The organism is Pseudomonas sp. PA-7-1E, from assembly GCF_021605325.1.
In the GTDB taxonomy this organism is placed as follows: domain Bacteria; phylum Pseudomonadota; class Gammaproteobacteria; order Pseudomonadales; family Pseudomonadaceae; genus Aquipseudomonas; species Aquipseudomonas fluorescens_BV.
In genome coordinates this window covers 106,334-122,400 of record NZ_WKFA01000003.1, presented here as the reverse complement: position 1 = coordinate 122,400, position 16,067 = coordinate 106,334, and the positions used below count along the sequence as shown (strand labels likewise).

Here is a 16,067-nt window from a genome sequence, read left to right as displayed (position 1 = left end):
GTAGCACAGGGAGCATCCCATGCAACACGAAACCCAATCCCACGGCATCAACATGTCTGCCCTGGGTCGCGACAAGCAGAGCCTGAGCCTGGCCCAGGAAACCGTGGCCATCGAAGTCCCCGGCCTGAGCCTGTACTACGGCGACAAGCAGGCGCTGTTCGATGTCAGCATGAACATCCCCAAGCAACGCGTGACCGCCTTCATCGGCCCGTCGGGCTGCGGCAAGTCCACGTTGTTGCGTACCTTCAACCGCATGAATGACCTGGTGGACGGTTGCCGTGTAGAAGGTGCAATCAACCTCTACGGCACCAATATCTACCGCAAGGGCGAAGACGTGGCCGAACTGCGTCGCCGCGTGGGCATGGTGTTCCAGAAGCCTAACCCGTTCCCCAAGACCATCTACGAAAACGTGGTCTACGGCCTGCGTATCCAGGGCATCAACAAGAAACGCATCCTCGACGAAGCGGTTGAGTGGGCGCTCAAGGGCGCGGCATTGTGGGACGAGGTCAAGGACCGCCTGCACGAATCGGCACTCGGCTTGTCCGGCGGCCAGCAGCAGCGCCTGGTGATCGCCCGTACCATCGCCGTAGAGCCGGAAGTGTTGCTGCTCGACGAACCGTGCTCGGCGCTCGACCCGATCTCCACCTTGAAAGTCGAAGAGCTGATCTACGAGCTCAAGTCCAAGTTCACCATCGTCATCGTGACCCACAACATGCAACAGGCGGCGCGGGTTTCCGACTACACCGCGTTCATGTACATGGGCAAGCTGGTGGAGTTCGGCGATACCGACACCCTGTTCACCAATCCGGCGAAGAAGCAGACCGAAGACTACATCACCGGTCGCTACGGCTAGTTGGAGCAGCTGCAAGCCGCAAGTTTCAAGCGGCAAGTAAGAGCAGTTCAACGGAACGACACACATCAGCTTGCAGCTTGTAGCTTGCGGCTTACAGCTTTTGCGGAGCAACCCCATGATTAGCAAAGAAGGCCTTACCCACCACATCTCCGCGCAGTTCAATGCCGAGCTTGAGGAAGTGCGCAGCCACCTCCTGGCGATGGGCGGGCTGGTGGAGAAGCAAGTCAATGATGCGGTCACCGCGCTGATCGAGGCCGACTCGGGCCTGGCTCAGCAGGTGCGTGAGATTGACGAGCAGATCAACCAGATGGAACGCAATATCGACGAAGAGTGCCTGCGCATTCTTGCCCGCCGCCAGCCAGCGGCCTCGGACCTGCGTTTGATCATCAGCATTTCCAAGTCGGTGATCGACCTGGAGCGCATTGGCGATGAAGCCACCAAGATTGCCCGCCGCGCCATCCAGCTGTGCGAAGAGGGTGAGGCGCCCCGTGGCTACGTGGAAGTGCGCCATATCGGCGATCAGGTGCGCAACATGGTGCGCGATGCCCTCGACGCTTTCGCCCGCTTTGACGCCGAACTGGCGTTGTCGGTGGCTCAGTACGACAAGATCATCGACCGCGAATACAAGACCGCGCTGCGCGAGTTGGCCACCTACATGATGGAAGACCCGCGTTCGATCTCGCGGGTCTTGAACATTATCTGGGTGCTGCGCTCCCTGGAGCGTATCGGCGACCACGCGCGCAATATCTCGGAATTGGTGATTTATCTGGTGCGCGGCACCGACGTCCGGCACATGGGCCTCAAGCGCATGAAGGCCGAAGTTGAAGGCACTGCTGATCTAATCCCTAATGTTCCGGGCGAATCTGACGATAAGTAAGGTTGCCCGAGAAATTAACGCCCGGCCTCTGGCCGGGCGTTTTTGTTTGCGGCATCTGAATTTTTTGCACAGCAGGCGCCATAAAGTCCTTCTGTGACCCGCGAGTTTTGGCAAAATGCCATCAGTCAGGCGTTTTGCAGACGTTTTTATAGGATGAAGGGTCGATGAGTAAAGTCAGTGTGTTGGTGGTGGATGACGCCTCGTTTATTCGCGACCTGGTGAAGAAGTGCCTGCGTAATTACTTCCCCGGGATCAAGATCGAAGATGCGGTGAACGGCAAAAAGGCGCAATCCATCCTCATGCGCGAAACCTTCGACCTGGTGCTGTGTGACTGGGAAATGCCGGAAATGTCTGGCATTGAGTTGTTGACCTGGTGCCGCGAGCAAGCGCACCTGAAGGCCATGCCGTTCGTGATGGTGACCAGCCGTGGCGACAAGGAAAACGTGGTGCAGGCGATTCAGGCGGGGGTTTCCGGCTACGTCAGCAAGCCGTTCACCAACGAGCAGTTGCTGAACAAGGTCAAGCAGGCCCTGCACAAGATCGGTCGCCTCGATGCGCTGATTGCCAGCGCGCCGACCAAGATGAACTCAGCCTTTGGCAACGACTCCCTGAGCGCCCTGACCGGCGGCAAACCCGAAGCGGTCAAGCCGGCCCCGGTGGCGGCGCCCAGCAAAGGTCTGCTCAATACACCGCCAGCCAAGGCCCCCGCAGCAGCGGCGCCGACGGGCAGTCGCGGTCAGGGCCAGTTGCGCCTCGCAAGCGGCACCCAGCAATGCGTGATCAAGGCCCTGAGCATCAAGGAAGCGTTGCTGGTGGTAAAGCGTGGCGAGGTCCTGCCACAAGTACTGGAAAGCGCCGTGCTCGACCTTGAACAGGGCGACAACGCCGAAGTCGCACGGCTCAACGGCTACCTGCACGCCATCGTCGCCTACGAGCCCAAGCCCGACAGCGACTGGTTGCAACTGACTTTCCGCTTTATCGACCAGGATGCGCAGAAGCTGGACTACATATCCCGCCTGATCGCCCGTGGCACGGCGCAGAAGCATTTCGTGCCGGGTGCGTGAAGCACCGCGACGCCTATCCCCTGTAGGAGCGAGCTTGCTCGCGAAAAACGCCAACGATAACGCGTGCTTCCTGAATAAACGCGGCGCCTGTGAGTTTTTCGCGAGCAAGCTCGCTCCTACAGAGGGCGACTGGTTTACAGTCAGTCCAGCAACAGCACCTTGGCCAACACGATCTTCGGCCCTTTCATCTTCTTGATGATGATCCGCAAGCCTTCAACTTCCAGCACTTCTTCTTCTTCCGGCACGCGCTTGAGCGTGTCGTAGATCAGGCCGGCCAGGGTTTCGGCTTCGATGTGGTCCAGGTCGACGCCCAACAGGCGTTCCACCTTGAACAACGGCGTGTCGCCACGCACCAGCAGTTTGCCGGGCTGGTAGGCGAGGATGCCGCGCTCGGCCTTGCGGTGTTCGTCCTGGATATCGCCCACCAGCACTTCCAGCACGTCTTCCATGGTCAAGTAGCCGATGATCTTGCCGTCGGCTTCTTCCACCAGGGCGAAGTGCGCGCCGCCTTTGCGGAACTGCTCCAGCAGTTGCGACAACGGCATATGCCGCGATACGCGTTCCAGTGGGCGGGTCAATTCGGCCAGGTTGAACGATTCGGGGATATGGTCCAGGGCAGCCAGTTCCAGGAGCAAATCCTTGATGTGCAGCAAGCCGACAAACTCGTTGCGCACCGCGTCATACACTGGGTAGCGGCTGAATTTATGGCGACGGAACAGCGCGAGAATTTCCTTGAGCGGGGCGTTGAAGTCCAGGGTCACCAGGTCTTCCCGGGAGTTGGCCCAGTCCACTACTTCCAGCTCGCCCATTTCCACGGCGGAGGCCAGTACGCGCATGCCTTGGTCGCTGGGGTCCTGGCCACGGCTGGAGTGCAGGATCAGCTTGAGTTCTTCGCGGCTGTAATGGTGCTCATGGTGCGGGCCAGGCTCGCCTTGGCCCGCGATACGGAGGATGGCGTTGGCACTGGCGTTGAGCAGGTAAATGGCCGGGTACATCGCCCAGTAGAACAGGTACAGCGGCACGGCCGTCCACAGTGACAGCAACTCGGGTTTGCGAATCGCCCAGGATTTTGGGGCCAACTCACCGACCACGATGTGCAGGTAGGAAATCACGAAGAAGGCGGCAAAGAACGACACGCCCTTGATCACTTCCGGCGACTGCACGCCGACCGCGCCCAGCATCGGCTCGAGAATGTGCGCAAAAGCCGGTTCACCGACCCAGCCCAGGCCCAGGGACGCCAGGGTGATACCCAACTGGCAAGCCGAGAGGTAGGCGTCGAGCTGGCTGTGCACGGTACGCAGGATCTGCCCGCGCCAGCCGTTCTTATGGGCGATGGCCTCGACGCGGGTGGCGCGCAGTTTGACCATGGCAAATTCCGCCGCAACGAAGAAACCGTTGAGCAGTACCAGGATCAGTGCAAAAAGAATCATGCCGAAATCGGCGAAGAGTGTAGCGAGGGTAATGCCAGGGGAAGGGTCCATGATGGGGTTTTGCAGGTTCCGTGTGTTCAATAAGGGGTGACAGGTAGGCCTGAAAGGCAGGCGCAAGTCGGCCAATGTAGCGGCTGACGGGGCGCTTGCCTAGTGCCCGCTGCCGGGCGGGGCTGCAAAGTCGTGTCGCAGAACCCGTGTGGGAGCTGGCTTGCCTGCGATGGCGGTCTGCCTGCTACCGATAATTTGGCTGACCCGCCGTCATCGCAGGCAAGCCAGCTCCCACAGTGGGCCGTGCTCACTTCCGCTTAATCATCGGCCTCGACCGCTCGCGAACGGTTTACCTGCGCCGGCGGAAAATGACAGGTAAAGGTACTGCCACGCCCCAGCACGCTGCTTATTTCCAGGCGGGCCCGATGGCGCAGCAGCACATGCTTGACGATGGCCAGGCCCAGCCCGGTGCCGCCGGTGTTGGAGTTGCGGCTGGAGTCGACACGGTAGAAGCGCTCGGTCAGGCGCGGCAGGTGCTTGGCGTCGATACCGATACCCGAGTCCTGCACACTCAGGTGCGCGCCGTGCTCGTCGGCCCACCAGCGAATGCGGATATTGCCCTTGTCCTGGGTGTACTTCACCGCGTTGAACACCAGGTTGGAGAATGCACTGCGCAATTCGCCTTCACTGCCCTTGAGCAATACGGTTGGGTCGGCCTCCAGCGTGATCTGCTGCCCGCGTTCGCCCGAGAGGGCCTGGGCATCGTTCTTGATCGTCTGCAACAGGCTCTGCACCGCCACGGGGTGGTTGTCCGAGGGGTAGTCCGTGGCTTCAAGCTTGGCCAGCAACAGCAGGTCGTTAAGCAGGGTTTGCATGCGCGAGCCTTGCACTTGCATCTGCTGCAGGGCGCGGCTCCAGCGCGGGTTGATCTCATCGACATTGTCCAGCAACGTCTCCAGGTAGCCGCAAATCACCGTCAAGGGCGTACGCAGCTCATGGGAAACGTTGGCGACGAAGTCTTTGCGCATCTGTTCCAGCTGGTGAATACGGGTCACATCACGTACCAGCATCAAGTGCTCGTTGTTGCCGTAGCGAGTCAGGTACAGCTGGATGCGCACGCGGTCGTTGGTGGGCGAGGGGATTTCCAAGGCTTCTTCGTAGTTGTCCTGTTCGAAGTATTCCTTGAAGCGCGGGTGACGCACCAGGTTGGTCACCGGCTGGCCGCTGTCCTGGGGCGTCTTGAGGCCCAGCAGAGTCTCGGCGGCACGGTTCCACCATTCCAGGTTGCCGTCGCTGTCGAGCATGATCACCGCGTCCTTGAGCGCGGCGGTGGACTCCTGCACCCGGTCGATCACCGCTTGCAGGCGCCCGCGTACCCGTTGGTCGCGGCGCTGCAGGTGGTAGATGCTGTCGAACACCTCGCCCCACAGGCCATAGCCATCGGGGGGGGCCTCATCGGGTTTGTGCTGGCGCAGCCATTCATGCAGGCGCAGCAATTGTTTGAGGGTCCAGCCCAGGTACAACGCGATGCCGGCGGCCAGGCTCCAGCCGTAATAGCCACTGATCAGCCCGACCAGCAGGCAGGCAGTGATCAACAGAAGCATGTGGCGGATCAGGGTGCCATGCCAGTTCTGGTTCAAGGTGCGTCCTTCGGAGCAGTTTCAAGTTTCAAGCTGCAAGCTCCAAGCTTAAGCAGTCCCGCTTTTAACTTGCGGCTTGTGGCTGATTGCTCAACCTTTGGTAGAAAACCGATAGCCGGTACCGCGCACGGTTTGTACCAGATTCTCGTACGCGTCGCCCAAGGCTTTGCGCAGGCGGCGGATATGCACGTCCACAGTGCGCTCTTCCACATAGACGTTGCCCCCCCATACCTGGTCGAGCAGTTGGCCGCGGGTGTAGGCGCGCTCCTGGTGAGTCATGAAGAATTGCAGCAAGCGGTATTCGGTCGGCCCCATCTCCGCAGGCTTGCCGTCGATGGTCACTCGGTGGCTGATCGGGTCCAGGATCAAGCCGTCGACTTCGATAGGCGCTTCGCCATCGGTCGGGCCGGCGCGGCGCAGCACGGCTTTGAGGCGCGCCACCAGTTCCCGTGGGGAAAACGGCTTGGTGATGTAGTCATCGGCGCCCACTTCCAGGCCCTGGATCTTGTTGTCCTCTTCGCCCTTGGCGGTGAGCATGATGATCGGGATATCCCCGGTCAGCTCGTCACGCTTGAGACGGCGGGCCAATTCGATGCCCGAGGTGCCGGGCAGCATCCAGTCGAGCAGGATCAGGTCCGGCTTGCGGTCGACGATAATGGCGTGGGCCTGCTGGGAGTTCTCCGCCTCCAGGCAGTCATAGCCGGCCATTTCCAACGCGACGGCGATCATTTCGCGAATGGGCGCTTCGTCGTCAACGATCAGAATGCTCCTGCCAACCATGCTCAATCCTCTTGTCATTTAACTGTCTTGCGCCGCATTAGATAACGGAATTATTGCAGTCGTGTGACAGTAATTTAGTCGCTTGGGCAATTAACGGCACTCTGAACTACCCTTTGGGTCCGAATCCTGACAACCACAAAAGGAAGGTTCCGATGACTTACAGCACTGTTTCCTGGAAAACCCTGCTGGTATCTGCGGTGTTGACGCTGCCAGGGTTGGCGTTTGCGGCAGAGCCGGCGATGACTAAAGATGGGATGTTGGTGGACCACAAGGGCATGACGCTCTACACCTTCGACAAGGACGCTGATGGCAAATCAGTGTGCAAGGACCAGTGCGCGACCAACTGGCCACCGCTGAAGGCAGAGTCCACCGACACCAAGACCGGCGATTGGACGGTGATCACCCGCGACGACCAGACCAGCCAGTGGGCCTACAAAGGCAAGCCTGTCTACACCTACAAGGACGACAAGAAAGCCGGTGACAAGACCGGTGATGGCAAAGGTAGCGTCTGGCACATCATCAAGCCCTGACTAAGCGGCGGCTTGGAGGCGTTCGCGAGCAAGCCCGCTCCCACTTTTGATTGCGAATACAGTCAAATGTGTGCGGGCTTGCCCGCGATGGCGTCCCAACAGTCACCACAGAATCCTCAGCGAACCGCGTAATCCACCACGATCCCGACAAAAATCGCCAACCCCGCCCAGTGATTATGCAAGAACGCCTTGAAGCACTTCATGCGGTCCCTGTCCCGTGTGTACCAGAACTCCCAGACAAAACAGCCCGCTGCCGCCAGCAACCCGAGGTGGAACCACCCGCCCAGCTCGAACCGTGCGCCGGCCAGCAACAGGCACGCCAGCGCCAGGCCTTGCAGGGTGAGGATGATCACGCGGTCAGCGTCACCGAACAGAATGGCGGTGGATTTCACCCCGATCTTCAAATCGTCATCGCGGTCGGTCATGGCGTAATAGGTGTCGTAGCCCACCGTCCACAACAGGTTGGCGATGTACAGCAGCCACGCGGTGGCAGGCAAATGGCCGGTCTCGGCGGTAAACGCCATCGGCATGCCCCAGGAAAACGCTGCGCCCAGCACCACTTGGGGGTAATAGGTGTAGCGCTTCATGAACGGGTAGCTTGCCGCCAGTGCGAGGCCGCCCAGGGACAGCAGGATGGTGCTGGCATTGGTCAGCAGTACCAGCAGGAAACTGATGCCCATCAGCACGGCAAAAAACACCAGCGCTTCTTTCGAACTGATCTTGCCGCTCACCAGCGGGCGTTGCTCGGTGCGTTTCACATGGCCATCGACCTTGCGGTCGGCCCAGTCATTGATCACGCAGCCGCCGGCCCGGGTGAGTACCACGCCCAGCACGAAAATCACGATATTGATCAGCGACGGCGAACCCTTGCCGGCGATCCACAGGGCCCACAGTGTCGGCCACAGCAGCAGGTAGATGCCGATGGGCTTGTCCATGCGCGTCAACTGAATGAAATCCCAGGCCCTGGGGTTCAGGCGGTTCAAGGACTTGAGCAGACGTTGGTACATCAGCAGTTCTCCGGATGATCATGCAGCGCGTGCCAGAAACTGGGCAGGAAGACTTCCGCCACCAGCACGCTCAGCGCCCCGCGGTCGAAGCGCGAGCGGCGCGCCCACAGATTATCGGCCTGGTCCGCTGTCGGCAGCCAGGCACGAGGGTAGTGACACACTTCGATGGCCTGGCGGGTAAAGGCGCGGTCGCAGAACAGCAACTCGCCCAGCGAGCGGCTGCCCAGCTCGTCCATGTGCAGCCCATCGCCCTGCAAGGCACTGCGGGCCGCCACGCTGCGGGCGAATACCCAAGGCTGGCCGTGCCCGCGCAAATACACCTCGCGTACCCAACCGATACTGGCCGGCGGCAGGTCCAGGGCGGCGCATTCGTCGTCGCGCAACGGTTGCCAGCCTTCGAACAGCGGCGTCACGCTGAAACCCTCGTTGGACAGCCACGTCAGCCGTCGCGTCAGCGAGCCTTCGTCAAACAGCCAGTTGAGGGTCAAGGGCGTGGGCAAGGGGCTCAGAAGGCTCTGGGTCAGCCATTGGCAAGCATCGGGAAGGGCGATTGAGTGCGGCACGGTGAGTCAGTATTGGCAGCAAAAGAGGCGGCGAGCTTACCATGGCACCCTGGGCTTTTGCCGTGCCAAACCCGTCGTTTGCGTCGAACGTGCTTGCATCTGCCGGCCCCGATCAGTACAAAACGCCCTGAGCCGCGCGGCAACGCTGGATCCATCGACCGCCGGCCAACACGCCTGAACCTGAGGAAGCATGTAATGAAGAAGTGGCAATGTATCGTCTGTGGCCTTATCTATAACGAAGCGGACGGCTGGCCGGATGACGGTATTGCACCAGGCACTCTGTGGCAGGACGTCCCGGAAGACTGGCTGTGCCCGGACTGCGGCGTGGGTAAGTCGGACTTCGAAATGATCGAAATCGCGTAATCCCGAATTTAAGAAACGTACTACAAGGAGAAAGGAATGAACGCACCTGTCGTGATCATCGGCACAGGATTGGCCGGTTACAACGTCGCCCGGGAGTTTCGCAAGCTCGACAGCGAGACCCCGTTGCTGCTGATCACTGCCGATGACGGACGCTCCTACTCCAAGCCCATGCTCTCCACCGGCTTTGGCAAGAACAAGGAAGCCGATGGCCTGAGCATGGCCGAACCTGGCGCCATGGCCGAGCAACTCAAGGCCCAGGTGCGCACCCATACGCGCATCAGCGGCATCGACCCAGGCCACAAGCGCCTGTGGATCGGCGAGGAAGCGGTGAGCTACCGCGACCTGGTCCTGGCCTGGGGCGCAGAAACCGTGCGCGTACCGGTCGAAGGCGATGCGGCTGAGCTGATTTTCCCGATCAACGACCTGGAAGACTACGCGCGCTTTCGTGCCGCTGCTGCCGGCAAACGGCGCGTGCTGCTGCTTGGCGCTGGCCTGATCGGCTGTGAGTTTGCCAATGATCTGATCCTGGGCGGCTATGAAATCGACCTGGTCGCGCCGTGTGAGCAAGTCATGCCGACCCTGCTGCACCCGGCGGCAGCCGCAGCGGTGCAAGCCGGGCTGGAAGGCATCGGCGCGCGTTTCCACCTGGGCCCGGTGCTCAATCGCCTGCAACGCACGGCTGATGGCCTTGAAGCGCACCTGTCGGACGGTGAAGTGATCCACTGTGACCTGGTGGTGTCTGCCATTGGCCTGCGCCCGCGTGTAGACCTGGCCGCAGCGGCCGGCCTGCAAATCAACCGCGGGATCATGGTGGACCGCCACCTCAAGACCTCCCACGCCAATATCTATGCCCTGGGCGACTGCGCCGAGGTGGATGGCCTGAACCTGTTGTACGTGATGCCGCTGATGAGCTGCGCCCGTGCCCTGGCGCAAACCCTGGCCGGCAATGCCACGGCGGTGAGCTATGGACCGATGCCCATCACCGTGAAAACCCCGGTGTGCCCGCTGGTGGTATCACCTGCGCCACGAGGCACTGAAGGCGTCTGGAGTGTCGAAGGGCAGGGTGCCGACATCAAGGCCCTGTGCCGCGATGCCAGCGGCCGCCTGCTGGGTTACGCACTGACTGGCAGCGCTGTCATGGAAAAACTGGCGCTGAACAAAGAACTTCCGCCGTTACTGGCGTAAATACCACCCGTTCTGTCGCAAACATCACGTTCATACCCCGAGAAAGGCCGCCGCGAGACTGGCGCGGCGCCCGAGGGCATGCCATCCTCACTCCCGTCTGCCGCAGAGTAGAGCCTGCGGCGCCTTGGCGCTGCTCCACCAGAGAGCAGCACGGACATAACAACAAAAAACCGTCAAAGAGGCTTCACATATGCGTAAACCAGATCTCGCAGCCGCTATCGCTGAAAAAGCCGATCTCACCAAAGAACAGGCCAACCGCGTCCTCAACGCCGTCCTCGAAGAAATCACCGGCGCCCTGCACCGCAAGGACAGCGTCACCCTGGTCGGCTTCGGCACTTTCCTGCAACGCCACCGCGGCGCCCGCACCGGCAAAAACCCGCAAACCGGTGAGCCAGTGAAAATCAAGGCGAGCAACACCGTAGCGTTCAAGCCGGGCAAGTCGCTCAAAGACAGCGTCAACCCGTAAGTTAAGCGGTACCGTCTCGAAGGGAGGCGGGGCGGTAAAGAAGATGGGCACGCCGACTGGGTCGGGTGCCCATTTTTTGTTGGGTGCTGATGCGTATGCCAGATTAAGCCAGCTCGCCTAATCGCATTTTCAGAGCGTCGATTTGTTCCTCCACTGCGTTGATAACATCGGCACTGTCGCCCCACATATCAAGAAACCCCCATTCGTCATTGGGCGGATCAATCAGTTGGGTCAGTATTGAAATAGCCTGCTCGATCAGGGGTTTGAGTTGTGCCAGATATTCAGCTGGCCATATATAGGGGTTGCCTAGGGTTTGTAATAGATAACAGGCAGCCCTAAAGGCGTCATAACGTTCTTCAGCGGGATCAAACTGGCTGATTTCGTTGATCAAGACCGCAAAATTTTGTTGCTTCCAGAACTCCTGAAACCAGTCCGCGGCTTCATCGTTTTCCCAAGGGTTGTAATTCCAGGCGCCCATTTTTGACTCCTTAGCCACATTTTCCGAAACGTGATGGTTTAGATTTTTCTGTTGCGACCCAGTTGGGGTTTTTGAATAGCTCACGTGTACCGGCAGGCGCTCGAAGGTTGGAGGTTTTTCCGCCGTCTACGCTCCTGCCGCCATTTCGCACAATTTCACTGGCTTCGACCTTGTAGATTTCCTGGGCGGTGGCCCCGTTCATACTGTGTAACTGTACCGAGCTGATTTTGTCAGCCGGCAGTTTTCCAGAAGCGACATGCTGACTCAGTCTTGAGCCGAAGGTTTGATCAGTAGTGGAACCTACGTAGAGTTTGCCATTTTTGTCAGTAAATCGATAAACACCGACTGATTTTGCATCCGAGCCAAGCGCCTCCAGGAGCGCTGGGTTCAGTCCAAGAGGATCGATCCAAGTCAGTGGGTTCGAGGCATAAGCGTAAAGATTCAAACCACCTGCCAGACCTATAGGGTCAGGTGTCGTAAAACGGCCAACGTCGGGGTCGTAATACCGCAAGGTATTGAAATGCAACCCGGTTTCTCGATCAAGATACTGACCCTGGAATCGCAGGTTTTGCTCCTCGATGAAGTACGCTTCTCGCACTTCTTCAAGGGGCGCGCCCCATGCTTCGTAGCGCGCTTGCCAAACTATGAGCCCATCAGTCTCAGTGAGGTACTCTGGCAGTCCGTTCAGGTCATTGTGGTAATACCGTACGCACTGGTGTTTCCCCGTACCGTCCACTCGAGCTAGCGGGTCATAGCTGTAATTGTCATATAGATAGAGGCTGGTCTGGCTATGCCGATGTTCCTGTAAAAGACGCAAGCCATCCCAGTCGAAGCGTGTTTCTCCCAGGCAGAGCCCATTGGCATCGTGTTCGGTTTTGCCAACACGCCGCCCCAGAGGGTCGTACACCATCCTCACAATCGTGTTCAGCGCGCCTTTCTGGCTATGCACTTTGATCAGGCGATGCTCGGCATTGTAAGTAAACCGTTGCAACCCGCGCGACGTGCTGCTTTTCTCGATCATCCGTCCAAGGGTGTCGTACTTGTAACGTTTGTCTTGATAGGTGAGCAGGCGGTTATGCCTTACCAGGCCGCCTTGGGCCGGGCCGTCGAGCAAATTGGCGGCAGCATCATAGGCGTAGGTTTCGCTGCGTCCTGCTTGGTGGTTGACGAGGATACGTCCCGTACTGTCGTAGCCCAGAAGCTCTTGACGGTCAGTACGACGACGCCCGATCAGGTTATCGCTTGGGTCGTAGCAGTATTCAGTCTCAACCAACGGTGGCAATTGCCACGGTTGGTCAATAATACGACGCTGTCGCGAGCGAACCCGTCCACTTCGATCATAGGCGGTACTCGTTTTGAGTTGGCCCTGAGTGCGTTGCACTTCGCGGTGCAAACGATCCCGCTCGAAGTCGCTAATGACCTTACCATCGAGATTCAACTGATGCAGGTGGCCACTGCCGTAGTACAAGCGATTGAGCCACCGACCATCGGGCAAGCCGGTTTGAATCAGGTTTCCCAGTTCGTCGTAACGATGCTGCACAGAACCGGCCGAGCTTTGTTCCTCTAGGAGCTGCCCCATGGCGTCATAGCTGAAACCGAGTGATTGCTCACTCCCATCAGGCGCTGTGAAAGTGACACCGATCAGTTGGTCGCTCAGGTCGTGGACGTAGCTGGTAGTACCGTCCGCAGTTATTTTGCTGACCAGGCGTCCAACCGGATCTCGCTGAAACTGGTGCGACAATGGGGCTACGGGTTCGCCTTCCGTCCCCGGCAGGTAATCCACGGCGACGACATCAGCCAGCGGATCATAGGTGTAGCGGCGCCGGCTCTGGTCAAGATCCTGCTGCTGTACCATGCGGTCCGCTGCGTCCCATTCAAAGTGATAGCTCTCTCCGTTCTCATTGGTCAGTTTGCGCAGTCGCCCATAGTCGTCATGGTCGAACATCACGCTGCGGTTATGCGCATCCCACCGTTGGTTGACCAAGCCGCGACTATTATAGGCATAGCGTGTGACGGCGCCGCCGGGATCGATGTGAGCAAGCAGATAACCAGTGGCGCTGCGCTGGAACTGTTCCACGCGACCATCCGGAAGCTGGCATTCCAGCAATAGCCCTCGAGGTCCGTACCGGTAGCGCACCGACTCGCCTTCCGCATTGGTCTGCACCACCAGATTGCCGAACGCATCGTATTGATAACGGGTGGGGTAACCCGAGCAATCTACCGCCTCGACCAACTGGTTCCATTCGTCCCAATGCAGTGTCTTGGTTTTTTCAGTGGCGTCGATGATTTGCACCGGCTGCCCGAACCCGTCATACACATAGCGCGTACGGTTTCCCAGTGGGTCGATTTCCTCGACGCAATTGCCACGCTGGTCGTACCGATAATGCCAACTGTTGCCTGCCGGATCGGTTTCCACTTGGGGCAATGCCCAGTGCGCCAGCCATTGCGTGCTACTGGTTCTGGACAGCGGATCGATGACGGCGCTCAGGTTGCCGGACGCGTCATAGTTGAAACGCCACTGGCCTTTTTGCGGATCAATCGCACCGAGCAACTGGCGATCATCGTTCCACTCAAACTGCCACGCATGACCCAGGTTATCGACGTAGCGAGTGATCTGGAACTGCGGGTTCCAATGCCGGGTGCTGACCCGCATCAGGCCGTCGGTCACGCGGGTAATGCCGGCGTCCAGGTCGTAATGGAAGCTGTATTCATCACGCGCATCTGTCCAGTGGCGGCTGACGCGCCATTCCGGGCCGCCTGGCCCAGGTACTTCAGCCCACTGGTAGAAGCAGCGCAGGCCACTCGGCAATTGGTGTTCGACCATTCGCCGGTCATTGTCGTAGGCAAAGCGTCGAAGGGTTGTACCTTGCTCGTCCAGCACTTCAGCCAGATCGCCCACGCTGTCGTAGCGATAACTGACGAGTACATCGCTGCGCGCATCGAAATGGTCCTGGCGCAGGTAGCGCCGCTCGATGTAGCTCACACGCCTAGGGTGTTCAGCCGAGTAGTTCAGTTCTACATGCATCAAGTCGTGGGTGTCGCGCAGGCGATACAGTCGGCCCTGACTGTCGTAGTCGAGGAAAATCCGCCCCTCATTGCGATCACCCAGCAGATGCAAGCGCATCCGCGAGTTATTCAGCGGGTCGGGCTCGAACAGGCGATACAGGCCGTCGATGCTCTCGATCAATACCGCGCCGTCGCCACTGCGCCTGACTGCAAGGCCTTGGCCCGGATCGAACGCTCCGCCGGACAACGGGATGTAACCGATCTCCAGGCGGCGTCCTTGCTCGTCGATGTAGATTAGGTTTTCGTCCGCTTCTATCTCGATCGACACCTCATACGCGACGCTCCAGCCAGCGCCAAATAGGCCGTCCCGGCGTGTGTCGAGGCTGCTGTAAAAGCGCTGCCAATCTATCGGGAGCAATCCCTGCAATGTGAAGTCCAGTTCCTCATCCCCGCCCAGGATCTTGGCGCCCGTCGCGCTGTGCACTGGATTGGGCGAGCCATTCATGGCGCTCTTGAGCGCGGAGGTGACCTTGCTGGTTGCGTAAGAGACGGCGCCCCCCACCAGCAAACCACCGACCAGACACGGCAGCTTGGTCCAGAAACACTTCACATTGCCCCGTAACGCCATCACCACGGCAATGGCAAGCCCCACCCCCGGCGTTTTCCCGCTACGAATCTCCTGTACCACAATGGTCTCGCCACCAATGCGCACGTCCGGCGAAATCAAGCCCTTGGCCGTGCCAATCTTGGCGTCACAGGTACTGCGATCCCCGCTGCGTGCCGCAGGCTGCCCATTGATGAACACTGAGCTGGAACCCTCGGCAATGAATTGCAGGGGCATGGGCGGGTGCTTGTTGCACGCCACGGTATCCAGCGGGCAAGGCTCGGTGCCGGGGGTAGGCGAGGCGACGGTCGGGCGCCACATCTGCGAGAAAAACTCCCCGGCCATATCCAGGAAGCTTGGTGCCGGCGGCTCGCTGGGCGCGACCGGTACAGCGGTCATCTTACCGGCTGCGCGGGCGGCCTTTTTGCCATTGATAAACACATTGTGCGAGCCGCTGGTGATGAACGCATCGATTACTGGCGGGAACACCCAGTTGGCGGCGGACTCGCACCAACTGGATATTTTCAAGTCAGCCCCCGTGAGCCCAGCGGTGATGCCGACGACCGCGCCCACCACCAACACCAGGGCCACACCGCCGGTGGCGATGGTCGCACCGGTCGCGAGGAACACTGCCCCGGCAACGGCCAGGCAGCCCACGGTAGTGATCGCCGCATAGGCGGCCACTTCCAGCACACCGCCGAGAATGTCGGCCATCACCGAGGTGTGCAGCAGTGCGTCGCCTTCGCGGGCGGCCCAAAGGTCCTCACTCATTGCTCAGGCTCGACTCAAGGCGTGGCAAGGAAGTTGAGTGTGCTTTTCAGCGTTGCCCAGTGCGCCGCCTCGGCCGGGCCCAGGGGCTGGGCCTTGACGTAACTGAGGGCGATCAAGCGACGTGTGCCCGGTATCTGCATGGCCAGCTGATATTGGTAAATGTTGTCGCTGCCTTTGCTGAAGTGGTTCTGCACTTCAAACGCGTCGATGTCCTGCGCTGGACCGACCTTGACCGCTTGCGCCGGGGAATAGCGAAGGTCCTGGACCTGCTGTTCGAGTTTTTTCAACTGGCCTTCGAAATTGCTTTGCAGGCTCTCGCCATCGGCCAAGGGGCTGCGGCTCACCACCAGGGTAGTGCTCAGCTTGGCGAACTTGAGGATATTGATCGAGGTGTCCTGTACCTCGGCATCGGGCAGGGTGAATTGGGCTTCGTTGATCAGGTAGTTCATGGTGGCGAAA

General features: G+C 59.7%; 15 protein-coding genes. 7 read left to right on the top strand and 8 right to left on the bottom strand.

Features of this window, described 5'->3' with window-relative positions; all coding sequences use genetic code 11:
* The first annotated feature begins 19 nt into the window (after nucleotides 1-19).
* The 3 genes from pstB to GIW79_RS03150 all read left to right on the top strand — a co-directional run bounded on the left by pstB (nucleotide 20) and on the right by GIW79_RS03150 (nucleotide 2,794).
* A complete protein-coding gene (gene pstB, locus GIW79_RS03160; RefSeq protein WP_003195626.1) occupies nucleotides 20-853 on the top strand; it encodes a phosphate ABC transporter ATP-binding protein PstB in 834 nt (277 codons plus the stop codon).
* A 115-nt stretch (nucleotides 854-968) separates the two neighbouring features.
* Complete coding sequence (phoU, locus tag GIW79_RS03155; protein WP_034129125.1) at nucleotides 969-1,730, top strand: phosphate signaling complex protein PhoU; 762 nt, start codon at nucleotides 969-971, stop codon at nucleotides 1,728-1,730.
* Nucleotides 1,731-1,894: 164 nt separating this feature from the next.
* On the top strand, nucleotides 1,895-2,794 hold the full coding sequence (locus GIW79_RS03150) for a response regulator (RefSeq protein ID WP_034129124.1): 900 nt from the start codon (nucleotides 1,895-1,897) through the stop codon (nucleotides 2,792-2,794).
* 140 nt (nucleotides 2,795-2,934) lie between these two features.
* Here GIW79_RS03150 and GIW79_RS03145 read toward each other — a convergent pair whose 3' ends face one another.
* The 3 genes from GIW79_RS03145 to phoB form a co-directional block, all read right to left on the bottom strand.
* The gene (locus tag GIW79_RS03145) at nucleotides 2,935-4,275 is read right to left on the bottom strand and encodes a hemolysin family protein (protein ID WP_003195620.1); all 1,341 of its coding nucleotides are present in this window, start codon (nucleotides 4,273-4,275) and stop codon (nucleotides 2,935-2,937) included.
* Nucleotides 4,276-4,532: 257 nt separating this feature from the next.
* On the bottom strand, nucleotides 4,533-5,819 hold the full coding sequence (gene phoR, locus GIW79_RS03140; protein WP_236452661.1) for a phosphate regulon sensor histidine kinase PhoR: 1,287 nt from the start codon (nucleotides 5,817-5,819) through the stop codon (nucleotides 4,533-4,535).
* Nucleotides 5,820-5,945: 126 nt separating this feature from the next.
* Nucleotides 5,946-6,635, bottom strand: coding sequence for a phosphate regulon transcriptional regulator PhoB (gene phoB, locus GIW79_RS03135; RefSeq protein WP_003195617.1), 690 nt, complete (start codon nucleotides 6,633-6,635; stop codon nucleotides 5,946-5,948).
* A gap of 152 nt (nucleotides 6,636-6,787) precedes the next feature.
* On the opposite strand from phoB, the gene GIW79_RS03130 reads away from it, so the two are divergent.
* A complete protein-coding gene (locus GIW79_RS03130) occupies nucleotides 6,788-7,165 on the top strand; it encodes a COG4315 family predicted lipoprotein (protein WP_054896059.1) in 378 nt (125 codons plus the stop codon).
* 116 nt (nucleotides 7,166-7,281) lie between these two features.
* Here the strand turns inward: GIW79_RS03130 and ubiA are convergent, their stop codons facing one another.
* Both ubiA and GIW79_RS03120 read right to left on the bottom strand, forming a co-directional pair.
* On the bottom strand, nucleotides 7,282-8,172 hold the full coding sequence (gene ubiA / locus GIW79_RS03125; RefSeq protein WP_014720511.1) for a 4-hydroxybenzoate octaprenyltransferase: 891 nt from the start codon (nucleotides 8,170-8,172) through the stop codon (nucleotides 7,282-7,284).
* Complete coding sequence (locus tag GIW79_RS03120) at nucleotides 8,172-8,735, bottom strand: chorismate--pyruvate lyase family protein (protein WP_003195610.1); 564 nt, start codon at nucleotides 8,733-8,735, stop codon at nucleotides 8,172-8,174. The genes ubiA and GIW79_RS03120 overlap by 1 nt, the downstream gene beginning before the upstream one ends.
* A 195-nt stretch (nucleotides 8,736-8,930) precedes the next feature.
* Here GIW79_RS03120 and GIW79_RS03115 point away from each other — a divergent pair, with 195 nt between their 5' ends.
* From GIW79_RS03115 to GIW79_RS03105, 3 genes are all read left to right on the top strand, one after another.
* The gene (locus tag GIW79_RS03115; protein ID WP_014720509.1) at nucleotides 8,931-9,098 is read left to right on the top strand and encodes a rubredoxin; all 168 of its coding nucleotides are present in this window, start codon (nucleotides 8,931-8,933) and stop codon (nucleotides 9,096-9,098) included.
* Between the two features lie 36 nt (nucleotides 9,099-9,134).
* Complete coding sequence (locus GIW79_RS03110; RefSeq protein WP_054896057.1) at nucleotides 9,135-10,283, top strand: NAD(P)/FAD-dependent oxidoreductase; 1,149 nt, start codon at nucleotides 9,135-9,137, stop codon at nucleotides 10,281-10,283.
* Between the two features lie 190 nt (nucleotides 10,284-10,473).
* On the top strand, nucleotides 10,474-10,749 hold the full coding sequence (locus tag GIW79_RS03105; RefSeq protein WP_003195589.1) for an HU family DNA-binding protein: 276 nt from the start codon (nucleotides 10,474-10,476) through the stop codon (nucleotides 10,747-10,749).
* A 103-nt stretch (nucleotides 10,750-10,852) separates the two neighbouring features.
* Here the strand turns inward: GIW79_RS03105 and GIW79_RS03100 are convergent, their stop codons facing one another.
* The 3 genes from GIW79_RS03100 to GIW79_RS03090 are packed head-to-tail and all read right to left on the bottom strand — an operon-like array spanning nucleotide 10,853 to nucleotide 16,057.
* Nucleotides 10,853-11,227 carry a DUF4259 domain-containing protein gene (locus GIW79_RS03100; RefSeq protein ID WP_044269929.1) on the bottom strand — a complete coding sequence of 125 codons (375 nt, stop codon included), beginning with the start codon at nucleotides 11,225-11,227 and terminating at the stop codon, nucleotides 10,853-10,855.
* 10 nt (nucleotides 11,228-11,237) lie between these two features.
* Nucleotides 11,238-15,608, bottom strand: coding sequence for an RHS repeat-associated core domain-containing protein (locus GIW79_RS03095; protein ID WP_236452634.1), 4,371 nt, complete (start codon nucleotides 15,606-15,608; stop codon nucleotides 11,238-11,240).
* A gap of 14 nt (nucleotides 15,609-15,622) precedes the next feature.
* Complete coding sequence (locus GIW79_RS03090; RefSeq protein ID WP_054896056.1) at nucleotides 15,623-16,057, bottom strand: DcrB-related protein; 435 nt, start codon at nucleotides 16,055-16,057, stop codon at nucleotides 15,623-15,625.
* Between the last annotated feature and the right edge of the window lie 10 nt (nucleotides 16,058-16,067).

Excerpts from the sequence above, each read along its gene's own strand:
- GIW79_RS03090 (WP_054896056.1), bottom strand. The coding sequence starts at position 16,057 with ATGAACTACCTGATCAACGAAGCCCAATTCACCCTGCCCGATGCCGAG.
- GIW79_RS03105 (WP_003195589.1), top strand. The coding sequence starts at position 10,474 with ATGCGTAAACCAGATCTCGCAGCCGCTATCGCTGAAAAAGCCGATCTC.
- GIW79_RS03110 (WP_054896057.1), top strand. The coding sequence starts at position 9,135 with ATGAACGCACCTGTCGTGATCATCGGCACAGGATTGGCCGGTTACAAC.
- GIW79_RS03095 (WP_236452634.1), bottom strand. The coding sequence starts at position 15,608 with ATGAGTGAGGACCTTTGGGCCGCCCGCGAAGGCGACGCACTGCTGCAC.
- GIW79_RS03115 (WP_014720509.1), top strand. The coding sequence starts at position 8,931 with ATGAAGAAGTGGCAATGTATCGTCTGTGGCCTTATCTATAACGAAGCG.
- GIW79_RS03145 (WP_003195620.1), bottom strand. The coding sequence starts at position 4,275 with ATGGACCCTTCCCCTGGCATTACCCTCGCTACACTCTTCGCCGATTTC.
- pstB (WP_003195626.1), top strand. The coding sequence starts at position 20 with ATGCAACACGAAACCCAATCCCACGGCATCAACATGTCTGCCCTGGGT.
- GIW79_RS03150 (WP_034129124.1), top strand. The coding sequence starts at position 1,895 with ATGAGTAAAGTCAGTGTGTTGGTGGTGGATGACGCCTCGTTTATTCGC.
- phoB (WP_003195617.1), bottom strand. The coding sequence starts at position 6,635 with ATGGTTGGCAGGAGCATTCTGATCGTTGACGACGAAGCGCCCATTCGC.
- phoU (WP_034129125.1), top strand. The coding sequence starts at position 969 with ATGATTAGCAAAGAAGGCCTTACCCACCACATCTCCGCGCAGTTCAAT.
- phoR (WP_236452661.1), bottom strand. The coding sequence starts at position 5,819 with ATGCTTCTGTTGATCACTGCCTGCCTGCTGGTCGGGCTGATCAGTGGC.
- ubiA (WP_014720511.1), bottom strand. The coding sequence starts at position 8,172 with ATGTACCAACGTCTGCTCAAGTCCTTGAACCGCCTGAACCCCAGGGCC.
- GIW79_RS03100 (WP_044269929.1), bottom strand. The coding sequence starts at position 11,227 with ATGGGCGCCTGGAATTACAACCCTTGGGAAAACGATGAAGCCGCGGAC.
- GIW79_RS03130 (WP_054896059.1), top strand. The coding sequence starts at position 6,788 with ATGACTTACAGCACTGTTTCCTGGAAAACCCTGCTGGTATCTGCGGTG.